This is a genomic window from Kovacikia sp. CALU 1929 (assembly GCF_056784235.1).
In genome coordinates this window covers 68,916-87,620 of sequence record NZ_JBXBCF010000097.1, presented here as the reverse complement: position 1 = coordinate 87,620, position 18,705 = coordinate 68,916, and the positions used below count along the sequence as shown (strand labels likewise).

At 49.7% G+C, this 18,705-nt stretch carries 16 protein-coding genes; 10 read left to right on the top strand and 6 right to left on the bottom strand.

Features of this window, described 5'->3' with window-relative positions; genetic code table 11:
* The first annotated feature begins 3 nt into the window (after positions 1-3).
* The 3 genes from AC1S52_RS27135 to AC1S52_RS27125 all read left to right on the top strand — a co-directional run bounded on the left by AC1S52_RS27135 (position 4) and on the right by AC1S52_RS27125 (position 2,399).
* Positions 4-1,425 carry an amidohydrolase gene (locus AC1S52_RS27135; protein ID WP_482032166.1) on the top strand — a complete coding sequence of 474 codons (1,422 nt, stop codon included), beginning with the start codon at positions 4-6 and terminating at the stop codon, positions 1,423-1,425.
* Between the two features lie 177 nt (positions 1,426-1,602).
* Complete coding sequence (locus AC1S52_RS27130; RefSeq protein ID WP_482032165.1) at positions 1,603-1,740, top strand: hypothetical protein; 138 nt, start codon at positions 1,603-1,605, stop codon at positions 1,738-1,740.
* A gap of 116 nt (positions 1,741-1,856) precedes the next feature.
* The gene (locus AC1S52_RS27125; protein ID WP_482032164.1) at positions 1,857-2,399 is read left to right on the top strand and encodes a Uma2 family endonuclease; all 543 of its coding nucleotides are present in this window, start codon (positions 1,857-1,859) and stop codon (positions 2,397-2,399) included.
* A 92-nt stretch (positions 2,400-2,491) separates the two neighbouring features.
* Here AC1S52_RS27125 and AC1S52_RS27120 read toward each other — a convergent pair whose 3' ends face one another.
* A complete protein-coding gene (locus tag AC1S52_RS27120) occupies positions 2,492-2,941 on the bottom strand; it encodes a CU044_2847 family protein (protein WP_482032163.1) in 450 nt (149 codons plus the stop codon).
* A gap of 41 nt (positions 2,942-2,982) precedes the next feature.
* On the bottom strand, positions 2,983-3,852 hold the full coding sequence (locus AC1S52_RS27115; protein WP_482032162.1) for an MBL fold metallo-hydrolase: 870 nt from the start codon (positions 3,850-3,852) through the stop codon (positions 2,983-2,985).
* A gap of 221 nt (positions 3,853-4,073) precedes the next feature.
* On the opposite strand from AC1S52_RS27115, the gene AC1S52_RS27110 reads away from it, so the two are divergent.
* Both AC1S52_RS27110 and AC1S52_RS27105 read left to right on the top strand, forming a co-directional pair.
* Positions 4,074-4,562: a CRR6 family NdhI maturation factor gene (locus tag AC1S52_RS27110; protein ID WP_482032161.1), complete on the top strand. Its 489-nt coding sequence runs from the start codon at positions 4,074-4,076 to the stop codon at positions 4,560-4,562.
* 893 nt (positions 4,563-5,455) lie between these two features.
* A complete protein-coding gene (locus AC1S52_RS27105; protein ID WP_482032160.1) occupies positions 5,456-6,802 on the top strand; it encodes a hypothetical protein in 1,347 nt (448 codons plus the stop codon).
* A 113-nt stretch (positions 6,803-6,915) separates the two neighbouring features.
* Here AC1S52_RS27105 and AC1S52_RS27100 read toward each other — a convergent pair whose 3' ends face one another.
* On the bottom strand, positions 6,916-7,386 hold the full coding sequence (locus tag AC1S52_RS27100; RefSeq protein ID WP_482032159.1) for a hypothetical protein: 471 nt from the start codon (positions 7,384-7,386) through the stop codon (positions 6,916-6,918).
* Positions 7,387-7,614: 228 nt separating this feature from the next.
* On the opposite strand from AC1S52_RS27100, the gene AC1S52_RS27095 reads away from it, so the two are divergent.
* Both AC1S52_RS27095 and AC1S52_RS27090 read left to right on the top strand, forming a co-directional pair.
* Positions 7,615-12,294, top strand: coding sequence for a PAS domain S-box protein (locus AC1S52_RS27095; RefSeq protein WP_482032158.1), 4,680 nt, complete (start codon positions 7,615-7,617; stop codon positions 12,292-12,294).
* Positions 12,281-13,336 carry a GGDEF domain-containing protein gene (locus AC1S52_RS27090; protein ID WP_482032157.1) on the top strand — a complete coding sequence of 352 codons (1,056 nt, stop codon included), beginning with the start codon at positions 12,281-12,283 and terminating at the stop codon, positions 13,334-13,336. Before AC1S52_RS27095 ends, AC1S52_RS27090 begins: the two co-directional genes overlap by 14 nt.
* On the opposite strand, the gene AC1S52_RS27085 is transcribed toward AC1S52_RS27090, so the two are convergent.
* Positions 13,266-14,477, bottom strand: a complete 1,212-nt coding sequence (locus AC1S52_RS27085) for an HhoA/HhoB/HtrA family serine endopeptidase (RefSeq protein WP_482032156.1) — start codon at positions 14,475-14,477, stop codon at positions 13,266-13,268. The two genes, AC1S52_RS27090 and AC1S52_RS27085, sit on opposite strands and share 71 nt — an antisense overlap.
* Before the next feature lie 252 nt (positions 14,478-14,729).
* On the opposite strand from AC1S52_RS27085, the gene AC1S52_RS27080 reads away from it, so the two are divergent.
* Entirely contained in the window at positions 14,730-14,927 is a 198-nt protein-coding gene (locus AC1S52_RS27080) for a hypothetical protein (protein WP_482032155.1), read from the top strand.
* A gap of 41 nt (positions 14,928-14,968) precedes the next feature.
* Positions 14,969-16,366 carry a TldD/PmbA family protein gene (locus AC1S52_RS27075; protein ID WP_482032154.1) on the top strand — a complete coding sequence of 466 codons (1,398 nt, stop codon included), beginning with the start codon at positions 14,969-14,971 and terminating at the stop codon, positions 16,364-16,366.
* 193 nt (positions 16,367-16,559) lie between these two features.
* Here the strand turns inward: AC1S52_RS27075 and AC1S52_RS27070 are convergent, their stop codons facing one another.
* Together AC1S52_RS27070 and coaE are read right to left on the bottom strand one after the other, a co-directional pair.
* On the bottom strand, positions 16,560-17,120 hold the full coding sequence (locus AC1S52_RS27070) for a hypothetical protein (RefSeq protein WP_482032153.1): 561 nt from the start codon (positions 17,118-17,120) through the stop codon (positions 16,560-16,562).
* 27 nt (positions 17,121-17,147) lie between these two features.
* Positions 17,148-17,807, bottom strand: coding sequence for a dephospho-CoA kinase (gene coaE, locus AC1S52_RS27065; RefSeq protein ID WP_482032152.1), 660 nt, complete (start codon positions 17,805-17,807; stop codon positions 17,148-17,150).
* A 510-nt stretch (positions 17,808-18,317) separates the two neighbouring features.
* Between coaE and ndhM the strand changes: the two genes are divergently transcribed.
* Complete coding sequence (gene ndhM, locus AC1S52_RS27060; RefSeq protein WP_482032151.1) at positions 18,318-18,659, top strand: NAD(P)H-quinone oxidoreductase subunit M; 342 nt, start codon at positions 18,318-18,320, stop codon at positions 18,657-18,659.
* The last annotated feature ends 46 nt before the right edge of the window (positions 18,660-18,705 follow it).

The window sequence follows — 18,705 nt, the reverse complement described above, 5'->3', positions numbered from 1 at the left end:
CCCGTGACCTATACAATTCGTGGTGCCTTGATCCCGGTTGAGGAGGGATACGCAACCGTTGATGTGCAAATTGAAGCAGGGCAGATTGCGGCGATCGCCCCCAGCCTGCCAGTCGTGGGAACCGCCGTGGATGCCACCAACAAGCTCCTGCTTCCCGGTTTTGTCAATGGGCATACCCACTCCCCTCAGTTCTGGCAGCGGGGGTTAATCCGCCAATTGCCCCTGGAATTATGGTTAGCAGACGTATTCGATTCATCAACCAGAGATCTGGAGAAGATTTACCTGGGGGCACTGGGAACTGCCATCAACACGCTGCTGTCCGGTGGCACCTGCGTCATGGATCACCTGCTACCGATTGCGAATCATGAACTGGAGACAATCGCTGCGGCTGTGCGTGCCTACAAAGAAGTGGGCATCCGAGCGTTTATCGCTCCCATGCTTCAGGATCAACCCTTTGCTGCTGGGTTTCCAGGGGGAACCAAATCTCTGCCATCCAAACCCTTCCCGCTCTCTACCGAGGAAGTATTGGCACAGATGGAAGCCATCATTACCCAATTCCATGAACCCGATGCTGGAATTCACATCGCGGTTGGTCCCACCGGGTTTCAGCGCTGTTCTGATGGATTGTTTACAGGCTGTGCTGAGTTAAGCGATCGCTACAATCTTTGTCGCCACACTCATTTACTAGAAACCAAAGCACAGTACAAACTCGCCCAGGAACGTTATGGGGGCAGTGCCGTTCGCCACCTGCAACAGTTGGGCTTCCTGGATTACCGCACCTCCCTTGCCCATGCCATCTGGCTGGATGAACCGGATATTGCCATCCTGGCAGAAACGCAATCCACGGTGGTTCACAATGCGTTGAGCAACTTACGGTTGGGTAGCGGCATTGCGCCTGTTTTGAAGTATTTGCGGGCAGAGGTTAATGTCAGTTTTGGCTGCGATGGAGCCGCCAGTAATGATGCCCAAGATCTACTGGAATCGATTAAGTTAGGTTCTATTCTGCACAATGTCACAGATTTTGAGTACAACCACTGGATTACTCCCCGCTCCGCGATCTCAATGGCATCGGCGGGCGGCTTTAAAGGGGTGAATCTGGCAGACAAGGTGGGTTCCCTCACTGTTGGACAGGATGCCGATTTAGTCCTGTATGACCTCACAAATCTGTCTCTGCTCCCTCGGACTGATCCAGTTCAACTACTGGTTTTGGGTAGACCCGCCCATGCGGTGGATAGCGTCTGGGTCAGGGGTAATCGCGTGGTAGCGGGCGGGATGATTCAAAGTGTGAATGGCGATCGCTTCCAGCAAGCCCTACTTCATCAGAATCAGGAAACTGACCCCCACCAGTTTCAAATGATTGATCAGGTCGAGGCTCACTACCGTAGCGTGATGGGGTTGTCTGAGTGTGGATGGGTGGAAGGGTAGATGAGTCGATAAGTGAATGGGCTACCTGGCTTCCCATCTACTGATTTGACTCATTCATTCACTGATCCACCCACACCCTCATCCACACTTGACAAAGTTACACCAATGGGTACTGTCAACCAATTTTGGGATTACTTACAGTGATAAACAAAGCAGACTACACAGGAAGTTGTCACCATGCCTGAAACCAGTAAAAGTCTCTTGCTTGGCTTGCTGTATGTGTTGGAGTTTGTCGAATTTTTAACCCGTCCACCGGTTCTGTTTATTGGTGTCTGGTCTGTGTTGTATAGCCTGACTGAATTTGTTCGTTCCTAACTCAACCCTCTGAGTTTCGCTGTCACTTTTCAATCTTGCCAGGAGAGGCAATCAGAGATCGCTGCTTAAAATCTACGTTAGCCTTGTACTTAGCTGGTCTTTCAGGACAACACGCCATGACCACTTCCAGTCCGGATGTCCGTTGGACAGTCACAGATCTTGAACTGCTACCGGACGACGGGCGACGCTACGAAATTGTTGATGGAGAGTTGTTTGTGACCAGAGCACCTCACTGGAAACATCAGAACGTCTCCGTTAAATTTGGTATGGCACTCGAAAGCTGGTCAGTTGAGAGCGGCTTGGGCGAAGCAGCCGTAAATCCTGGTCTGGTATTCTCCGAAAGCGATAGTGTCATTCCAGATGTTGTCTGGGCAAGCCATGAACGCCTTGCCACGATGCTTGATGAGGCTGGGCATCTGATTGCGTCCCCAGAATTGGTGGTTGAAATTCTGTCTCCCGGAGAGAAAAATGAGCGGCGAGACCGAGAATCCAAACTGAAGCTCTATTCCAGCTATGGGGTTGTGGAATATTGGATTGCTGACCGTCAACAACGTAAAGTTGAGGTTTATCGCCGCGATCACGGCATCTTAAAGTTAAGTTTGACCCTATATTCGGATGATGAGCTGATCAGCCCTGTCCAGGATTTAGTATCCTTGTAGGTCAACTGTTTTAAAGATCGCTGCGGTGGTTGATCGACCGCGATCGCCCGATAACCGCCTGCAATGTTGGGTTTCACAAGGTTCAACCCAATCTATGTTGTAGCGTTGGCTGATTGCTCTACCAGGGTTGCCTCTGGCTCCTTAAAAGAACACTTGACTGTAATCTTCAAGTTACTTTGAGCTTTACCACTGGCAATGTAGGGAATGCCCGCATCCGCACTCAGATTAACTCCAAACTCAAGGGTCACTTCGTTTACATTGGCGAGACCGATATTTTTGAACGCATTCAGACAATAAACCGTATAGGTCCGAATGGTGCCCTGTACCATTTCCATCGATTGTGCCGGGTTTATTCGGGTAGGCATCCCAATCCCCTTGGCACCCCCACGTCGCTGCTCACCATTCGACTCATAGGGTTCCTGGGAAATAATTTCAGCTCTTTCAGTTTCTTCTTGCGCTTCAATATATAGGACAGCGCCATCCTCTAGTTGAACGGGAATCAGTTTTGCCAAAGGAGTTCCTGCCAGTGGGGTCAATGTCATCGTTCCCCAGCGGCACGGATCTGGATCAGGGGTGATACCCCTCAGCCTTCCATCCATTTGACACACTTCTCCATCTGCTGGTGCATCGTCTGCCGATCGCTGTGGTAGCGGCGACCGTGCCCTGGAAGCACCCACTCAAAGGAGTAAGGCAACAGTTTTTTCATGGACTGGGTGAGTTCTGTCCAGGAGTACCAGCAGGCATAACGAAAGGCAATCAGATGCCCCCGGTCTTCAGACCAGGCAAGGTGATCACCAGTGAACAGAAAGGTTTGGTTATACAGCAGAACGGTGTGCCCCTTGGTATGTCCTGGAACCGGGATAATCAACAGATCAGACGCAAGTTGTACAGGCTCCTGTCCAGACAGCTTGATTTCAACATCGTGGGTGCTGCTGGTGATTTCGTCTGTGTGCAGGATGCGATCGCAACCGAAGTGCTGGTGAAACTTCTGATGATCTGCTACATCATCCCGGTGGGTCAGGTACAGGTAACGGACACCACCCATTTCATCGAGTCGCTTGACCAGAGGGGGAGCAAACCGGGGCGAATCTACCAGGACATTCCCCTCAGGACGCTGGATCAAATAACTGGCAGCGCCAAAGGAACTTTCAGCATGGTAGCCACAGTGGTAGACATTGGCAGCGATCGCGATCGGAATACTCTGTTGGGCAATCTTAATATCCAGTGGTTTCTCAATTGTTCCAATCGAAGCCGTTGGACAGGATAGCAGCGCCTGCATTGCCTGTAGACGTTCTTTCTGATTCGCAGGCTGATGGTAAACCACAGACTGATCGCCTGACTGACTGAAGACTTCAGGTGCCATCCAACGGCAGGTATCGCAGTCAATACAGGTGCGATCGACGTAAAAGTCACCACAAACGTTTTCTGGTCGGCGTTGGGAGAGGTGAGCCATAGTGGAGATGATGGTGAGGGTCGGGAGTAGGTATCGGGTGTGGAGTATTCCCCATGTGGAAACGGTGGAGTGGAGCTTTATCAGTTGCAAATCCACACAGATGGGTATGAAATGGAGAATTGTGATCCTCAAATCCCTGTACCTTACTCTCTATAGCCTATACCCTCCACCCCTTACCCTGCCCGCCGCACCCCTTACCCTGCACCCCCTACTTTGCACCTATGACCATCACGATCGCCCTCAACGCCGACAGCATTAACACGCTGGATCTAGCTCCTGCCCTATCTGTAATTGAACCGTTATTGCAGGCAGGGGCAATCGCTCTGCATGAACAGCAAATTCAGTTTCAGATTGACTACCCCAGGGAGCCAGAAGACCCCCGTGAATTGCCAGAAATTCCAGAAATTCGGTTGTGGTTTGTCCGACTGGATGCCCTGTACCCCTGGCTTCCATTTCTGCTGGACTGGAAAGCGGGAGAACTGACCCGTTACACTGCCATGCTGGTACCCCACCAATTTCATCCCAAGGACGGGATTCAATACAATCCAGAGGCTTTAGAAATCTTTGTCATGCATAAAATCTTTGTCCTGACCAACTGGCTGAGAGGACAAAAGATTGAAGGCAGATCCCGTCTGAAAGCGATCGCCCAAATATTTGGATATGAACTAGATGACGGATTATTTGACCTGCTCAACGCTGAGGGCTTGTAAAAAACATCTTCACGATTTCCCGAATTGATTTTATGTATTTTCAACCATTTGACTGTTCGCTAGAATACAGTAGATGTTCAACAAACCCCGATTACAAAAAATTAAGATTTAGGGATCGTGCCTCAGCCTTAAGAGTGACATCATTAGCAATGACCTCGCCTATGATGGCTTCATAGCTTTTTGATAGGAGCCTGACACTCAATCTGGTTAACCTAATGATGAATATTGATAAGCATCGCTTATTTGTGGATGCCTCAAAGATTCTAGGGTGAAGGAAAAAAAGTGGTATCGAGAGACACATCTCTTGATGAATACGACAGGTTTTATTTAAGAAACGTGTGAAGTATTTGATCTGGAGAACAGGCTACTGTTTTGTCCATGCGTGCATCTAGCTAAAATTTTAGGAAAGAAGAGTATTGTGACTGAATTCAGCTCTAATTGAATTCACTTTCGCTTGATCTGGGTGTGCCCCTTATGAAAAGTCGTCGCTTTGTGACAGAAATCACTCATCTAACTCATTATCATCACTATCCCTGGATAGGCTTTATCACCCAGCACAGTGGACAAATCCCTCATGATAATGAGACGCTAAGTATTTTCACGATGGGTGAATTGAGATTTGTATCTCTGAGTGCTGTTTTTTTACTGTTAGCCCGTAAGTTCACGACCAATGTACTGGCAGCAGTTCCCTAAGTGCTTCACTTCACTCCAAAAGATTTAGCGGAATTGCTTGTCTGGCTGGCATTTTATTGGATGGAACTGATCGATGACGTAAAAGTTTAGCGCTATCACGGGGCGGTCGATTCCCGTTCAGCCTTAGCAAAATGCAGACCCTATCATCCTGAGTACGTATGATCGCCAGGAATGCTTTGGACAATATCTATTCAAACCCAATGGAACCGACTATCCGGCTGAGTAAGCCAGGACGGAACATTCAGCAGTCCCAGGAAGCTATTTACAGCTTTTTGCTGGAAGTGGTTAAAAAGTGGCCCCCTGAAGAGGTGCTGTTAGAGTTCAAGCGTCTTTTCGTCTACCACGTAGACTCTGTTAACTCGGATGCAATGCAATCGTTGTATGAAATTGTCTTTTCGAACAACGAGGAAGAATTTAGAAATACGTTGAAGCGTGCTTGTTATATCCTGATCAATAACTGGGATGCCGCCCGAAATTACAAGCCGATTCAGGAATTAGTTAAAACCTTTTCGGATTCAACCCTTAACCGTCATACTTCGTCTCCGACACTGAAACGACTGAGGCAGTGGGTTGATAACTTTGTCAAGAGTAAGGATTTTGAGGAGCTAAGGCTCTTTGCATCTCGTTATGAAGATCATGAGCGGGGTCCCTGGAGTTCCCGATATACCTCCTACTTACTAGTTCCCCAATATATTGACTTAAGTAACCCAATTGAGCAAAGAGAGGCAGCGCGGGCATTATCCAAACAATTAAAGGATCGATTCAAGTTTGACCTGGCGATGTATATTGCCAGAGCACAAACCAGTGCTCCTGCCAAACGAACGCCTAAAAATCCGACGGTACTTGGGGATGAGGTGCTTCGTTTAATTAAGGCGATCGTCGCAAAGCGAGGACCCTTTAGCTATGCCAACCTGGCAAACATTTTTGTCAATCAGATCCAGAACTTAACCTATGGAGACTTTAAACAAAGCCTGCGGCAATACCTGATCTTTTCAGTCGAAAACCGGGAATTTGTGGAATCTTTACAAACAAAGCTCGCAGATCGGCTAGATACACTTTATGAGAGCCATGAGGATGAAGTTATCACCAATGCGCTGATTTTACGAACCTGCAATCGGGTAATCGAGTATTTAACGACAGAGAACCAGAGTGATCCATCCCAACTTTTTGTCCTGTTACTGTCTCAGGGAAACCCGGTTACACTGGTCATTGTTTTACTGAAAATTATCCTGATTTGCAAACATGCCCGCACCCATCTAGAATCTTGTATTGCCCATTTGATTAAGTATTACCAGGACTATCCTGAGGATGAATGCGCCTGGGTAGTCAACTTTCTGGAAGTGTTTAATGTCACGTTTGCCATTCATGCGGAGAACGTGCAGTACAACCTGATCAAGATGGATGTTGATGAATTGCAGCAAGCTCCGAGGTTTGACCCGGATAAGTATCGAATTTTCTCTCAGCTTAAAAGTGAACCGAGGCTTGAGCTATTCCCAGAGATTATCGACCCGGAGCAACTGCTGCCGATGGATGATCAGGTGTTGTGAAGTAGTGTCTAGGGGCGTCATTCAGGGAAGAGATGAGAGGGTTCACTAGTTTAGTGGTCTGTTCCCTTCTGTAACTTTGTAGTTCTCAACTTTTAATTCTCAACTTTTAATTCTCAACTCTTCACTCCATCACCCTTCTCCCCATCTCCCTTCCCCTTCGAGAGCATGTCGATCGCATCCCCCAGGGCTGTTGTTAATCCCTTGCGGGTCTGAGCATGGTTGGCTTGTTCGGTTTTGAGTGCCTTCATCAAGCGATCGCGCTCTACCAGAACTTGAACCAGTTTTTCCTGTAACTCCTGGGAAGTCTTTAATTGAGCAACTTCTGATTGAATGATTGCCAGAGCATCTGGTCCCGTTTCTCCCGCCAGGAAGCTTCCTTGCATTTGCTGAATTTGCTGTTTCAGGTCTTCAATCGTCTTTTTTGCCAATGCTTTATCAGCCCGTCGTTGCTGCGCTTCGGTTTCATACAGGCGCTGCCAGTTGGCTGCGCTGGCATAGGCTTGCTCACGATCTTGCTGAGCCTCTGCCAATTGCTGTCTGAGGGTTTTGATTTCAGCTAACCATTGGCTAACGTCCTGAGACATTGGCACCGCTCCTTCTGGACTGGATTCGATACTGAACTGTAGATACAGGCTACCGCCTATTCCACTTTATATCTGTACAGGGGTGTTGCTGATTCCCGAGATAAATTTAGAGTTAGACGAATTCGTTCCAATTTCATCCTGCTGTCCTTTTATCCGCCCATTTGATACAGCATAGTGTCCCCTGGGCATTGTAAATATGAATATGCCAGGTTTATTGAGAGTTCTCCCATGACTCAAGAACGGTTGCGGCTACTGGAATCGATTTTTATTCATGCCAGTGACGCAGTGCTGGTAACAGAAGCTGAACCGTCCGATTTACCGGGTCCCCGGATCGTCTTTGTAAATGCAGCCTTTAGCCGCATGACAGGTTACAGTTTCGATGAAATTGTTGGTAAAACTCCGCGTATCCTGCAAAAATCCCACACGAACCGACAAGAGCTGGATAAAATTCGGACGGCTCTGATTAATCAGCAAGCAATCCAGGTCGAACTTCTCAACCAGCATAAAGATGGGACTGAGTTTTGGGTAGACATCTCTATCACCCCTATCTTTGCTGAATCAGGGGTGGCAACTCACTTCCTATCCATTCAGCGAGATATTACGGAACGCAAACGGGCAGAGGTTGCCCTGCGGCACAGCGAAGCGACCAATCGGGCACTGATCAATGCCATTCCCGATCTGTTATTGCGTGTGAAGTCCGATGGAACGTACCTGGATGTCATCAGCAGTGGACAACTCAGATTAAACAACCCGTCTAGGATGACAGCGGGAAGCAAACTCAATGAATTTTTGCCCCAGAGTGAGGCACAGAAAGGGCTGCACTATATTGAGCAGGCTTTGCAAACGGGTGAGTGCCAGATGTATGAGCAATCGCTCATGATTGACGGGCAACTCCAGGATGAGGAAGTACGCATTTCACGGATCGGGGATGACGAAGTACTGTTCATGGTGCGTGATATCACAGAACGTAAACGTACTGAAGAAGCACTGCGGCAAAGCGAAACAACCAACCGGGCGATCGTGAATGCGATTCCTGACCTGTTAATCCGCATAGGGCGGGATGGCACCTATTTAGACCTGGTCAGCGGCGATCGCATTTTTGAGCAATCGATTATTCCCTTTGCTCCAGGAGATAACCTGCTTCAAGTGCTGCCATCAGATCATGCCGAACGGGAAATGCACTTCATTGACCAAGCTCTGGCAACCGGGGAGGTGCAAATTTATGAGCAGCAAGTTCTATTAAATGAAGATCCGCGCGAGGAAGAAGTCCGGATTGTTCCCGTTGCCGTCGATGAGGTTCTGGTGATTATCCGCGATATTACCGAACGGAAACGCACAGAAGTGGCTCTGCGAGAAAGTGAAACTCGATTCCGGTCGATTTTTCAAAATGCCGCTATTTCAATCTCCCTGACAAAACCGGGGGGCTTTTACCAACAGTGGAACCCGGCAACTCACCGTATTTTTGGCTACAGTGATGCTGAACTACACCAGATGAGCTTTGCTGACCATAGCCACCCCGATGACATCGAGAAGGATCTTGCTCTCTATGAAGACCTATTGGCAGGCAAGCTGGACTCATACCATCTGGAAAAGCGGTTCTTTCACAAAGACGGACACCTCGTTTGGGGCAGGTTGACGGTCAGTGTCATTCGAGACGGAAACGGAGATGTGCAGTTTACTCTGGGTATGGTACAGGATGTTACCGCTCACAAGTTGGCAGATCAGGCATTACAAGAGAGTGAAGCCAAGTATCGAGAACTGGTCGAAAATGCTAACAGCTTCTTGGTGCGCCTGGATGCTCAGGGTATCGTCACCTACTTCAACGAAGTGGCACAGCAGTTCTTTGGTTACACGGAAGCCGAAATTCTGGGAAAAAACGTTGTCGGGCTACTGGTTCCGGCAACTGATACCGCAGGCAACGATATGCACCTGCTATTCCAGGATATGTTTCAGCATCCTGAGCGGTACGTTCGCCATGAAAACGAGAATCTGCGCTGCAATGGCGATCGCGTCTGGGTAGAGTGGACTAATAAAGCCTTATTCAACGACATCGGAAACCTGGTGGGAATGCTGAGTGTAGGCATTGATATCACCGATCGCAAACGGGCAGAAGCCGCATTACAACAACAATTTCAACGGGCATTACTGCTGAAACAAATCACCGAAGAGTTGCGCCAAAGCCTGGATACCCAAAATATCTTTCAAACTACTGCCAGCCAGGTCGGTCGGGCACTGAATGTCAACCGCTGTCTGATCCACAGCTACGAAGCCGAGCCATTTCCTCGCATTCCCCTAAAAGCAGAATACCGAGAACCCGGTTATGAGTCCCTGGCAGCCATTGAAATTCCAATTCTAGGAAACCCTCATATGGAACAACTGCTGCGACAGGATCAGGCGCTAGTCTCTCCCAATGTTTATACTGAGCCTCTGTTGCAGAATGCTGCCGATCTCTGTTTGCAAATTGGATTGCGATCGATGATGGCAATTCGCACCTCCTATCAGGGAGAAACGAACGGAGTGCTTGGGCTGCACCAGTGCGATCGCGATCGGCAGTGGACCGCAGACGAAGTAGACCTGTTGGAAGCTGTAGCTGCCCAGGTTGGGATTGCCCTGGCACAAGCTCAACTCCTGGAGCAAGAAAAGCAGCAACGAGCCGAACTAACGATCAAAAATGCTGCGCTGGAACAGGCGCACCAACAGGCAGAAGCCGCAAACCAGGCAAAAAGTGAATTTCTGGCAATGATGAGCCACGAAATTCGCACCCCGATGAATGTTGTGATCGGTATGACTGAACTGCTGCTCGACGAACCCCTTACGCCGCAACAGCAGGACTTTATCAGTACCATCCGTAATAGTGGAGACAGCCTCCTCACCATTATCAACGATATTCTGGATTTCTCCAAAATTGACTCTGGCAGATTAGACCTGGAAAACGAACCCTTTTCTCTGCGGCAATGCATTGAAGACGCGCTCGATCTGCTGGCTCCCCAGGCAGGCACCAAAGAGCTAGAACTTGCCTGTTTTATCCATCCTCAAGTGCCCACTATTGTTTCTGGTGATAGCATCCGTCTGCGCCAGATTCTGATCAACCTGCTCAGTAATGCTGTCAAATTTACCAACACCGGAGAAGTCCTTGTTACAGTAACCGCCAAACCCCTGGTGGACAATACCGCCATCCCCAAACACAGCAGCCCTAAAATCCCATCCCTTTCCAGCCCCGCTTCCCCGCCTCCCAACTCCCACTCCCACTCCTACGAAATCCAGTTCACGGTTAGCGATACGGGTATTGGCATCCCCGCAGAGTCGATGCACCGCCTGTTTAAACCTTTTAGTCAGGTTGACACCTCAATGACCCGGCACTACGGCGGCACTGGTTTAGGACTAGTGATCAGCAACCGGCTCAGCGCATTGATGGGCGGCAGAATGTGGGTCGAAAGTGGGGGCGAAGTGGGCGGAAACCCCCCAGAGCATTGGTTGAGCCAGAGGAGCGGCGGGGCAACGGAGCGGCGGAGCAACGGAGCAGCCCTGGCAACGGTTTACATCCCATCCAAAATTCAAAACCCAAAATCCAAAATCTCTAGCGGTTCTTCTTTCTATTTCACCATTACCACCCAGGTTGATAGCCAGGATGTGGAAAGTCAAGCTCCACCCGCTGAACTGGTAGGAAAATGTTTGTTAATTGTGGATGACAATGCCACGATTCGACGCACCCTATCATTGCAAGCCCAGGCGTGGGGAATGCATGTGTGGGTAGCAGAGTCGATTACGGAGGCGGTAGAACTCTTGACCAAACTCAACCGCTTTGACCTGGCAATTTTAGACAGTGACCTATCGCCAATGGATGGCTTAGACCTGGTAGACCACATCCGCTCTGTTCGGGGTTTTGCCCATCTTCCCCTGATTTTGTTGAGCCAGTTTGGCAAAAAAGTGGCTAGTGAGACCCGAGATAAAACAGCTTGGTTGGCAAAACCAATCAAACGCTCCCAACTCCTTTACATCCTACTTCAAGCATTTAATGGATGGTCTGCCAGAGAGATTGCCCCTCTGAAATCAGTTGAATTTGGCTTAACATCGGCTCAACCTCGACCCCTTCGTATTTTGCTGGTCGAAGATATTCTGGTTAATCAAAAAGTGGCCCTCAGAATGTTAAAGCGAATGGGTTACCCATCTGAGGTTGCCAGCAGTGGGCAGGAGGCACTGGATGCCCTGAGACACCAGACCTTTGACATTATTTTCATGGATGTTCAAATGCCCGGTATGGATGGATTGGAAGCCACTCGGCGCATTCGCCAGATGGGTTCATCTTGCCATCCCTGGATCATTGCAATGACTGCCTATGCGATGCAAGGCGATCGCGAACGGTGCCTGGGTGCTGGGATGGATGATTACATTAGCAAGCCCATTTCAGTTGATAGCTTAGTGACCGCACTGAACCGATTTTATGAAGTCTACGATCCATCGGCTGATGCATCTTTGGGGTTGAGTCTAAAGCCAGACCTGGCACCCATCCAGCGTTCAGCCTGTGATCTTGCTCCGGATGCAATTCTGACTCTGGATACGCAGGTGCTTCAACGGCTGAGAACCATTGCCAGCGATGACGAAGACCTGTTGGTAGCTGAAATTATTGAAAGCTACCTGGAAGATGCCCCCCAACGCCTGCACGCCATCACCGGTGCCGTCACCCAACAGGATGGACCCGCATTGCACAAAGCTGCCCATGCGCTGCGATCGCTCAGCGCTGCGATTGGCGCTGCCTGTCTGGCAAAGCTTTGTGAAAATTTGGAGAATCTAGGGCGATCCAGTACCTTGTCCACTGCACCCTTGCTGTTGGGTTCCATTCAAGCCGAGTATCGCCGGGTAGAAGTTGCGCTAGAAGCTTATACCCGAGGGAGGTATGACATTGGTTGATCTTGCTTCAACCAGGTTGGCGCGCATTCTCATCGTGGATGATGAGAAGACTTTGCGTATGATGTTAAGCCGTGCCATGCAAAAAGAAGGCTATCAGGTCATCGAAGCCATGAGCGGTGAGCAATGCCTCGATCAATGTCAGCAACAATTACCCGATATGGTTCTCCTGGATGCCATTCTTCCCAGCATGGATGGGTTTACCTGCTGTGCCAAGCTACAAAGTATCTTTGGCGAACAATGCCCTCCCGTGTTGATGATTACTTCTTTGAACGATCAGCAATCGGTCGATCGGGCGTTTGAAGTGGGAGCGGTAGACTATGTGACTAAACCGATCCATTGGGCAGTTCTGAGGCAACGAGTGCGGCGAATCTTACAGGCTGGCTGGGCAATGACCGAACTCCGGCAAACCATGGAGCACGAACGGCTACTGATGGAACAGTTAGAACTCGCCAATCGCGAACTCCGTCGCCTTGCATCCATTGATAGCCTGACCCAACTGGCAAACCGCCGCTGCTTTGACGAGTTCCTGCACCAGGAGTGGCAGCGACTCAAGCGGGAACAGTCTTTCCTATCCCTGCTTTTGCTGGATATTGATTTTTTCAAAAGCTATAACGATACCTACGGACACCAATTGGGAGATGAATGCCTCAGGCGAGTCGCCAGCCTGCTTGAACAAACTATTAAGCGTCCGGCTGATCTGGCAGTCCGCTATGGGGGAGAAGAATTTGCCGTTATCTTACCCAATACCCCCCTGGAAGGAGCCATCCACATTGCCAAAGAAATTCACACGAAGGTACAGGTTGCCGCGATCGCCCATCGGGGTTCTGCCATCAGCAACCATCTGACGCTTAGTTGCGGCGTAGCAACCATTATCCCCAGTAATCAGTCCTCCTTAGAAGACCTGATTTCCAGTGCTGATCAGGCACTCTACCAGGCAAAGTTGCAAGGGCGAAATCAAATTGCTGTTCAGTTCAGGATCTACTGTTCGCCGGAAATGCTCCAGGCTTCACCGGAATCGTGCGAACCTGACCATTGCGATTAATTTCAACTTGCAAAGAAGACCCGATCGCAGTAGCTTCTACCCTCGCCTGCACATCCCCAGCGGTCTTCACCTGTTTACCATCAATTTTTTGGATAATGTCTCCCTGCTGTAATCCAGACTGACCGGCAGGAGACCCTTCAAACACACGCACAATCAGGACTCCTTCATCCTGATTGACTTTTAAGTTGGAACCACTGTCTTCGTTAATCTCCTTCCGCAAAGCTGCCGTCAAATCGACCATTTGAATCCCCAGGTAGGGGTGCTCTACCCGCCCCTTGGCAAAAAGCTGCTCCCCAACTCGTTTAGCCGTTTCAATCGGAATGGCAAACCCAAGTCCCTGGGCATCAGCTCGAATTGCCGTGTTAATCCCAATCACCTCACCCCGGTCGTTCAGCAGAGGACCGCCGGAGTTACCAGGATTGATGGCAGCATCCGTTTGAATAAAGCTGACCCGCTTATCTGGAACTCCTACCTGAGAACTGGATCGTCCAGTTGCACTGATAATTCCTGCGGTGACCGTATTATCTAGCCCCAGGGGGTTTCCAATCGCGATCGCCCATTGCCCTGGTACCAGATTATCTGATCGACCCAAATTAACCACAGGTAAACTGTTAGCGTTAATTTTTACCACTGCCACATCTGTAACCGGGTCAGACCCGATTACCTCGCCCTCAAAGGTGCGCCCATCTTTGAGCGTCACTTCTACCGTACTGGTACCCGAAACTACGTGGGCATTGGTGAGCAACCGTCCATCTGCCGATAGGATAAAGCCCGACCCCGTACCCCGCTCCACCCGTTCTCGCGGCACTGGCAAATCTCCCCCAAAAAACCGCTTGAATAGGGGATTCTGGAGCGCATCGGGAACATCATTAGCAATCTTGCGGGCAGCATCAATTCGCACCACCGCCGGTCCCACCTTCTCAACAGCCACCGCAATAAAATTGGAGTTACTTGGCTCATAGGCGGCTGTTGCTGTGGTTTGGTCGCCAGAACCCGAATAAGGTTTTAGCACCGTTGGCAAGCCGGAATAATTTTCTGAATGCGGCTGGTTGAGCAGGTATTGACTTCCCACCACTCCAGCACCACCGCCAACCGCGAGTAGCGCGACATAAGTTGCCAACTGCTTAAACGATAGGTTCATATCTCTAGAGGGTAATGACGGCGTACTTTAACCCTACTCTAACTCGCGGTGAACGGTGCCTGCCTGACATGGAAGTTGGTTACACCCTCAATTACCAGCCCTCTGTGACCAGCATCACCCGAAAGCCTGCTGACTGTCACTTTCTGAGCCGAACAACATCACACATTTGAGCGATCTCAATCAGTTTTTGGCTCGGAGGAATTGCGCATAGTAGAGATGAGAAACCTGTCACGGGTAAAGGATGGTGCTTCTATGATTGCTAGTCTTGTTGAATCTGCCTTTCAGACGGGGTGCTTGAGCGTTGAATCGGAAGGCTTGATCCGTCAAGTCCTCGCCGTTGGAGGGTGTCGGTCTGTGGATGTCCAGGCACTAGAAAAACTTTACGAAGCCATTACCACCGGACACATTCGCCGGGAATCCCGTCATCCTTTTGCAACCACACGCAAATAATTGCAGAATGGAGGCAGTTCACCACATACCAGATGTCTGCTATGGCTAACTTGCCTGCCCATATTAAGGATTTACTGTCTGACTTAATCTCTCGTTACCGTACTCAAGTGGATTATCTGGCAATTCGGCTAGAGGCGGCAGAGGGGGCGGATATTTTACTCAGAGGCAACAAAATTGAAGCCTTGAGTGAAGGAATTTCAATTGGGGGGCAGGTCAGAGCTTGCCATAGAGGAGGCTGGGGATTTGCCAGCTTTAACCAACTGGCAACCCTGGCAGAACGCATTGAAGAAGCCATTTCCGCTGCCCGTTTAGTTGGAGATGAAGAAACCCTACTGGCACCCATTCCTGCAATTCAAGACACCTGCATTCTTCCCCTCACTGGCACCGATCCCCGTCAGATCCCCTTAGCTGACAAGAAAGCCCTTTGCCAGCACTATGGTGAAATCCTCCGAAGTATCAGCCCCAAGGTAGCAACCGTTTCAGTGCGTTATGGTGATAGCGCTCAACATCTGATTCTGGCTACATCAGAGGGAACCCTGCTGGAACAGTCCTGGGTGGACATGGAAATGCGATTTGCAGCAACCGCTCGCAATGGCGAGACCGTTCAGACGGGGCGCGAGACAACAGGTTCACGGAAGGCTTACGAAGACCTGGTGGGGTTGGATGCCCAGGTGCGAAGTGCCGCTCAGCGGGCTGTGGACTCTCTGGCACTGCCTCCCGTGAAAGGGAATACCTATACGGTAGTGATTGACCCGATCTTGACCGGACTGTTTGTTCATGAGGCGTTTGGGCATCTGTCAGAAGCGGACATGACCTACGAAAACCCGGATCTACTGGAGGTGATGAGCTTGGGGCGACGGTTTGGTTCTGCGGATCTACAAATTTTTGATGGGGCGGCTCCAGCGGGTCATCGAGGCAGCTACTATTACGACGACGAGGGCACCCCGGCAACAACGACTCAGCTGATTCAAGACGGTGTACTGGTGGGTCGGCTTCACTCCCGCGAGACGGCAGGCAAGCTAGGCGAAGAAGCCACAGGTAATGCCCGTTGTCTTAACTATCACTATCCTCCAATTGTACGAATGACCAATACCTGGATTGAGCGGGGAACCACTCCAGTTAAAGATTTGTTTAATGGGATCCAGGAAGGCGTTTACGCCCGCAACTGGCTGGGTGGGATGACGAATGGCGAAATGTTTACTTTTGCAGCCGGTGAAGCCTGGATGATCCGCAATGGCGAAATTGCTGAACCGGTTAGGGATGTGACGCTATCTGGAAACGCCTTTAAAACTCTGGCAGACATTGAGGCGATCGGGGATGATTTTTTCTGGGATGAATCAGGCGGCTGTGGCAAAGGGGGACAAAGTGGGTTGCCCGTTGGATGTGGTGGTCCCAGTCTGCGGATTGGCAATGTGATTGTGGGTGGAGAGGCAGTTTAGAAAAGGTGGTGCTGAAAGCCGTATGAATTGGAACAAAGTTTCAATTCATACAACTTTATAATTCATACCCAGAATGAGCAACGCCTTAAAAAAAGACTGCCCTTGGGTGGCTAAAAAGCAGAAAACAGGACAAGTTGAACAAGGTTTCAACTATCCAGCGGCTTTTCCATTCCAGAATCAGCAATGCTTGCTCCTACTCCGACGGGGGCAGCCTGCCCCGGTGCTTGCGTGCCTCCATTGCCCGTTCTAAAGCATTCAACAGTCCGGGGGATTCTTCTTGCAGACGCAGCAGCAGCCTTTCCCCTTCTGTAACATCGCCGGGGTCTTGACCCGTTGCCATGACTGCTTGAAGCCGGGGAAGGGCAATTTCATCGACCAGTTCAATCAGACTGAAAAGACAACGGTTGAACTGGCGCTCGGTCAGGGTGGAGTCCTCGAGGGGAAATTCGATAATTGCCCGGATTTCGCCATCAGAGGGGTCATACTCCCACTGGAGCATCTTTGTCTCCCAGGAAATGCAGAGCATCGTCTGCAAAATAGCAGTTTTATGGGGGTGATCCTTAACTCCAGAAAGGACACGAGGCGCGAACAGTTCAAAAAATTCTCCGTCTTCATCCAGTTGAATGACGATCAGAAAGTCTTCAACATTATCGGCATGAACACCGGTCAGAATGCGGCATTCGTCTTCGTCTAACCGATATTTCCAGCCCTTGTTGTCAAGATAGCCAGCAATCTGTTGCAGCGTTGCGCCCATAGGTGAGTTATTTGCACAGTCTAAATGTTAGCCCTGTGGAACAGTCAGCCAATTTGGCTGCTGAGCCAATCTAAAATCCACTTGCTGATAAAGATTTTCCGGGGTGGATGAGTTGTCAAGCACAACGTCAGACCGGGCCGTCTTCTTTTGAATCGCCATCTGGCTATTGATCCTTGCCTGTGCCTGCTCCAGGGAAAGGCGATCTCGGCTGATTAACCGTTCTAACTGCTGCTCTAATGGGCAACGAACCACCCAGGTTTCCGTCACCAGGTCAGTCATCCGTGCTTCAAACAGAAGTGGGATCACCATCACCAGGATAGGGCTATGCTGGATGTCAGCCAGAGGAGGGGCATTTACCGTCTCCAGCAGGCGATCGCGAACATAGGGATGAATTTGCTGCTCTAGCCAGAGTCGCTCTGGAGGACTGCTGAAGATGATATCACCCAATCGGTGACGATTGAGTACTCCATTAGGCAGTAGAATTCCGGATCCATAACGTGCCGCAATTTGCTCTAAGACTGTCGAGCCAGGTTCAACGGCTTCCCTGGCATATATATCAGCATCTAATACGGGAAGCTTGTGAACCGTTGCCAGGTAGTCTGAAACCGTTGTCTTGCCCATTCCAATCCCTCCGGTCAAACCAATGATGCGCTGATGCTTCTGAGCTTGATTGCTACGAATATCCATAGGCATCTGACCAGAATTCTTAATAATCTCCATCGCTCCTTACTGATTCTGCCAGTTTTCTAGAGACTGAGCCAGAATTTAGCTGAAATCCCCATCGGAATTACATATTTGGGGGAAAGACGGAGGGGGTGATTGGTTGTTAGCTATTAGCTATTGGTTGTTAGTAACGAGATGGGCAACTAATTTGCCCTCATCCCCACCCTTCTCCCCAAGGAGAAGGGCTTTCAGACATTTCCTGTCCCCTCTCCCGGCAGCAGAGGGCTAGGGTGTAGCTTGCTTCCCGAAGGGTGGGCAGTTCCTACAGGCATTTCAGCAAAGTCGCACATCGCATTAGTAGCAGCCAGTGGTCAGGGAGTCTAGAACTCTTAACTTTCAATTTTCAACTCCTCACCCCTTCCCGATTACCAATTACCAATTACCTCTACCCCCTAGTAAGAGGGGCGATCGCCCCTTTACAATAAGCGGTTAGAACAGATCCGGCACCTTCAAGTCCAGCGGAGTTTACTTCTAATGTTGTTAAAGTCTACAACCCGTCATATTCATATCTTTACCGCGACGGTTGAGAACAATGAGTTAGTTCCCAGTGAAGGCGTATTAACGCTCGATGTTGACCCGGACAACGAATTTAACTGGAATGAAGATGCGCTCCAGAGAGTCTACCAAAAGTTTGATGAATTCGTAGAATCCTATGAAGGAGCCGATTTAACCGAATATAATTTGCGTCGGATTGGTTCGGACCTGGAACACTTTGTGCGATCGCTGCTGCAAAAGGGCGAAATCTCCTATAACCTCAATAGCCGTGCCGTGAACTACAGCATGGGTTTACCGAGGATCGAATCCGAGGAAGGCTGATATTTACAAACCGTTAATTTTTCCTTGAAGCACCACTCCAAAGTAA

Coding starts and splice junctions, on each gene's coding strand:
- AC1S52_RS27120 (WP_482032163.1), bottom strand. CDS start 2,941: ATGACATTGACCCCACTGGCAGGAACTCCTTTGGCAAAACTGATTCCC.
- AC1S52_RS27095 (WP_482032158.1), top strand. CDS start 7,615: ATGACTCAAGAACGGTTGCGGCTACTGGAATCGATTTTTATTCATGCC.
- AC1S52_RS27080 (WP_482032155.1), top strand. CDS start 14,730: ATGATTGCTAGTCTTGTTGAATCTGCCTTTCAGACGGGGTGCTTGAGC.
- AC1S52_RS27130 (WP_482032165.1), top strand. CDS start 1,603: ATGCCTGAAACCAGTAAAAGTCTCTTGCTTGGCTTGCTGTATGTGTTG.
- coaE (WP_482032152.1), bottom strand. CDS start 17,807: ATGGATATTCGTAGCAATCAAGCTCAGAAGCATCAGCGCATCATTGGT.
- AC1S52_RS27090 (WP_482032157.1), top strand. CDS start 12,281: ATGACATTGGTTGATCTTGCTTCAACCAGGTTGGCGCGCATTCTCATC.
- AC1S52_RS27115 (WP_482032162.1), bottom strand. CDS start 3,852: ATGGCTCACCTCTCCCAACGCCGACCAGAAAACGTTTGTGGTGACTTT.
- AC1S52_RS27085 (WP_482032156.1), bottom strand. CDS start 14,477: ATGAACCTATCGTTTAAGCAGTTGGCAACTTATGTCGCGCTACTCGCG.
- ndhM (WP_482032151.1), top strand. CDS start 18,318: ATGTTGTTAAAGTCTACAACCCGTCATATTCATATCTTTACCGCGACG.
- AC1S52_RS27105 (WP_482032160.1), top strand. CDS start 5,456: ATGGAACCGACTATCCGGCTGAGTAAGCCAGGACGGAACATTCAGCAG.
- AC1S52_RS27125 (WP_482032164.1), top strand. CDS start 1,857: ATGACCACTTCCAGTCCGGATGTCCGTTGGACAGTCACAGATCTTGAA.
- AC1S52_RS27100 (WP_482032159.1), bottom strand. CDS start 7,386: ATGTCTCAGGACGTTAGCCAATGGTTAGCTGAAATCAAAACCCTCAGA.
- AC1S52_RS27070 (WP_482032153.1), bottom strand. CDS start 17,120: ATGGGCGCAACGCTGCAACAGATTGCTGGCTATCTTGACAACAAGGGC.
- AC1S52_RS27075 (WP_482032154.1), top strand. CDS start 14,969: ATGGCTAACTTGCCTGCCCATATTAAGGATTTACTGTCTGACTTAATC.
- AC1S52_RS27110 (WP_482032161.1), top strand. CDS start 4,074: ATGACCATCACGATCGCCCTCAACGCCGACAGCATTAACACGCTGGAT.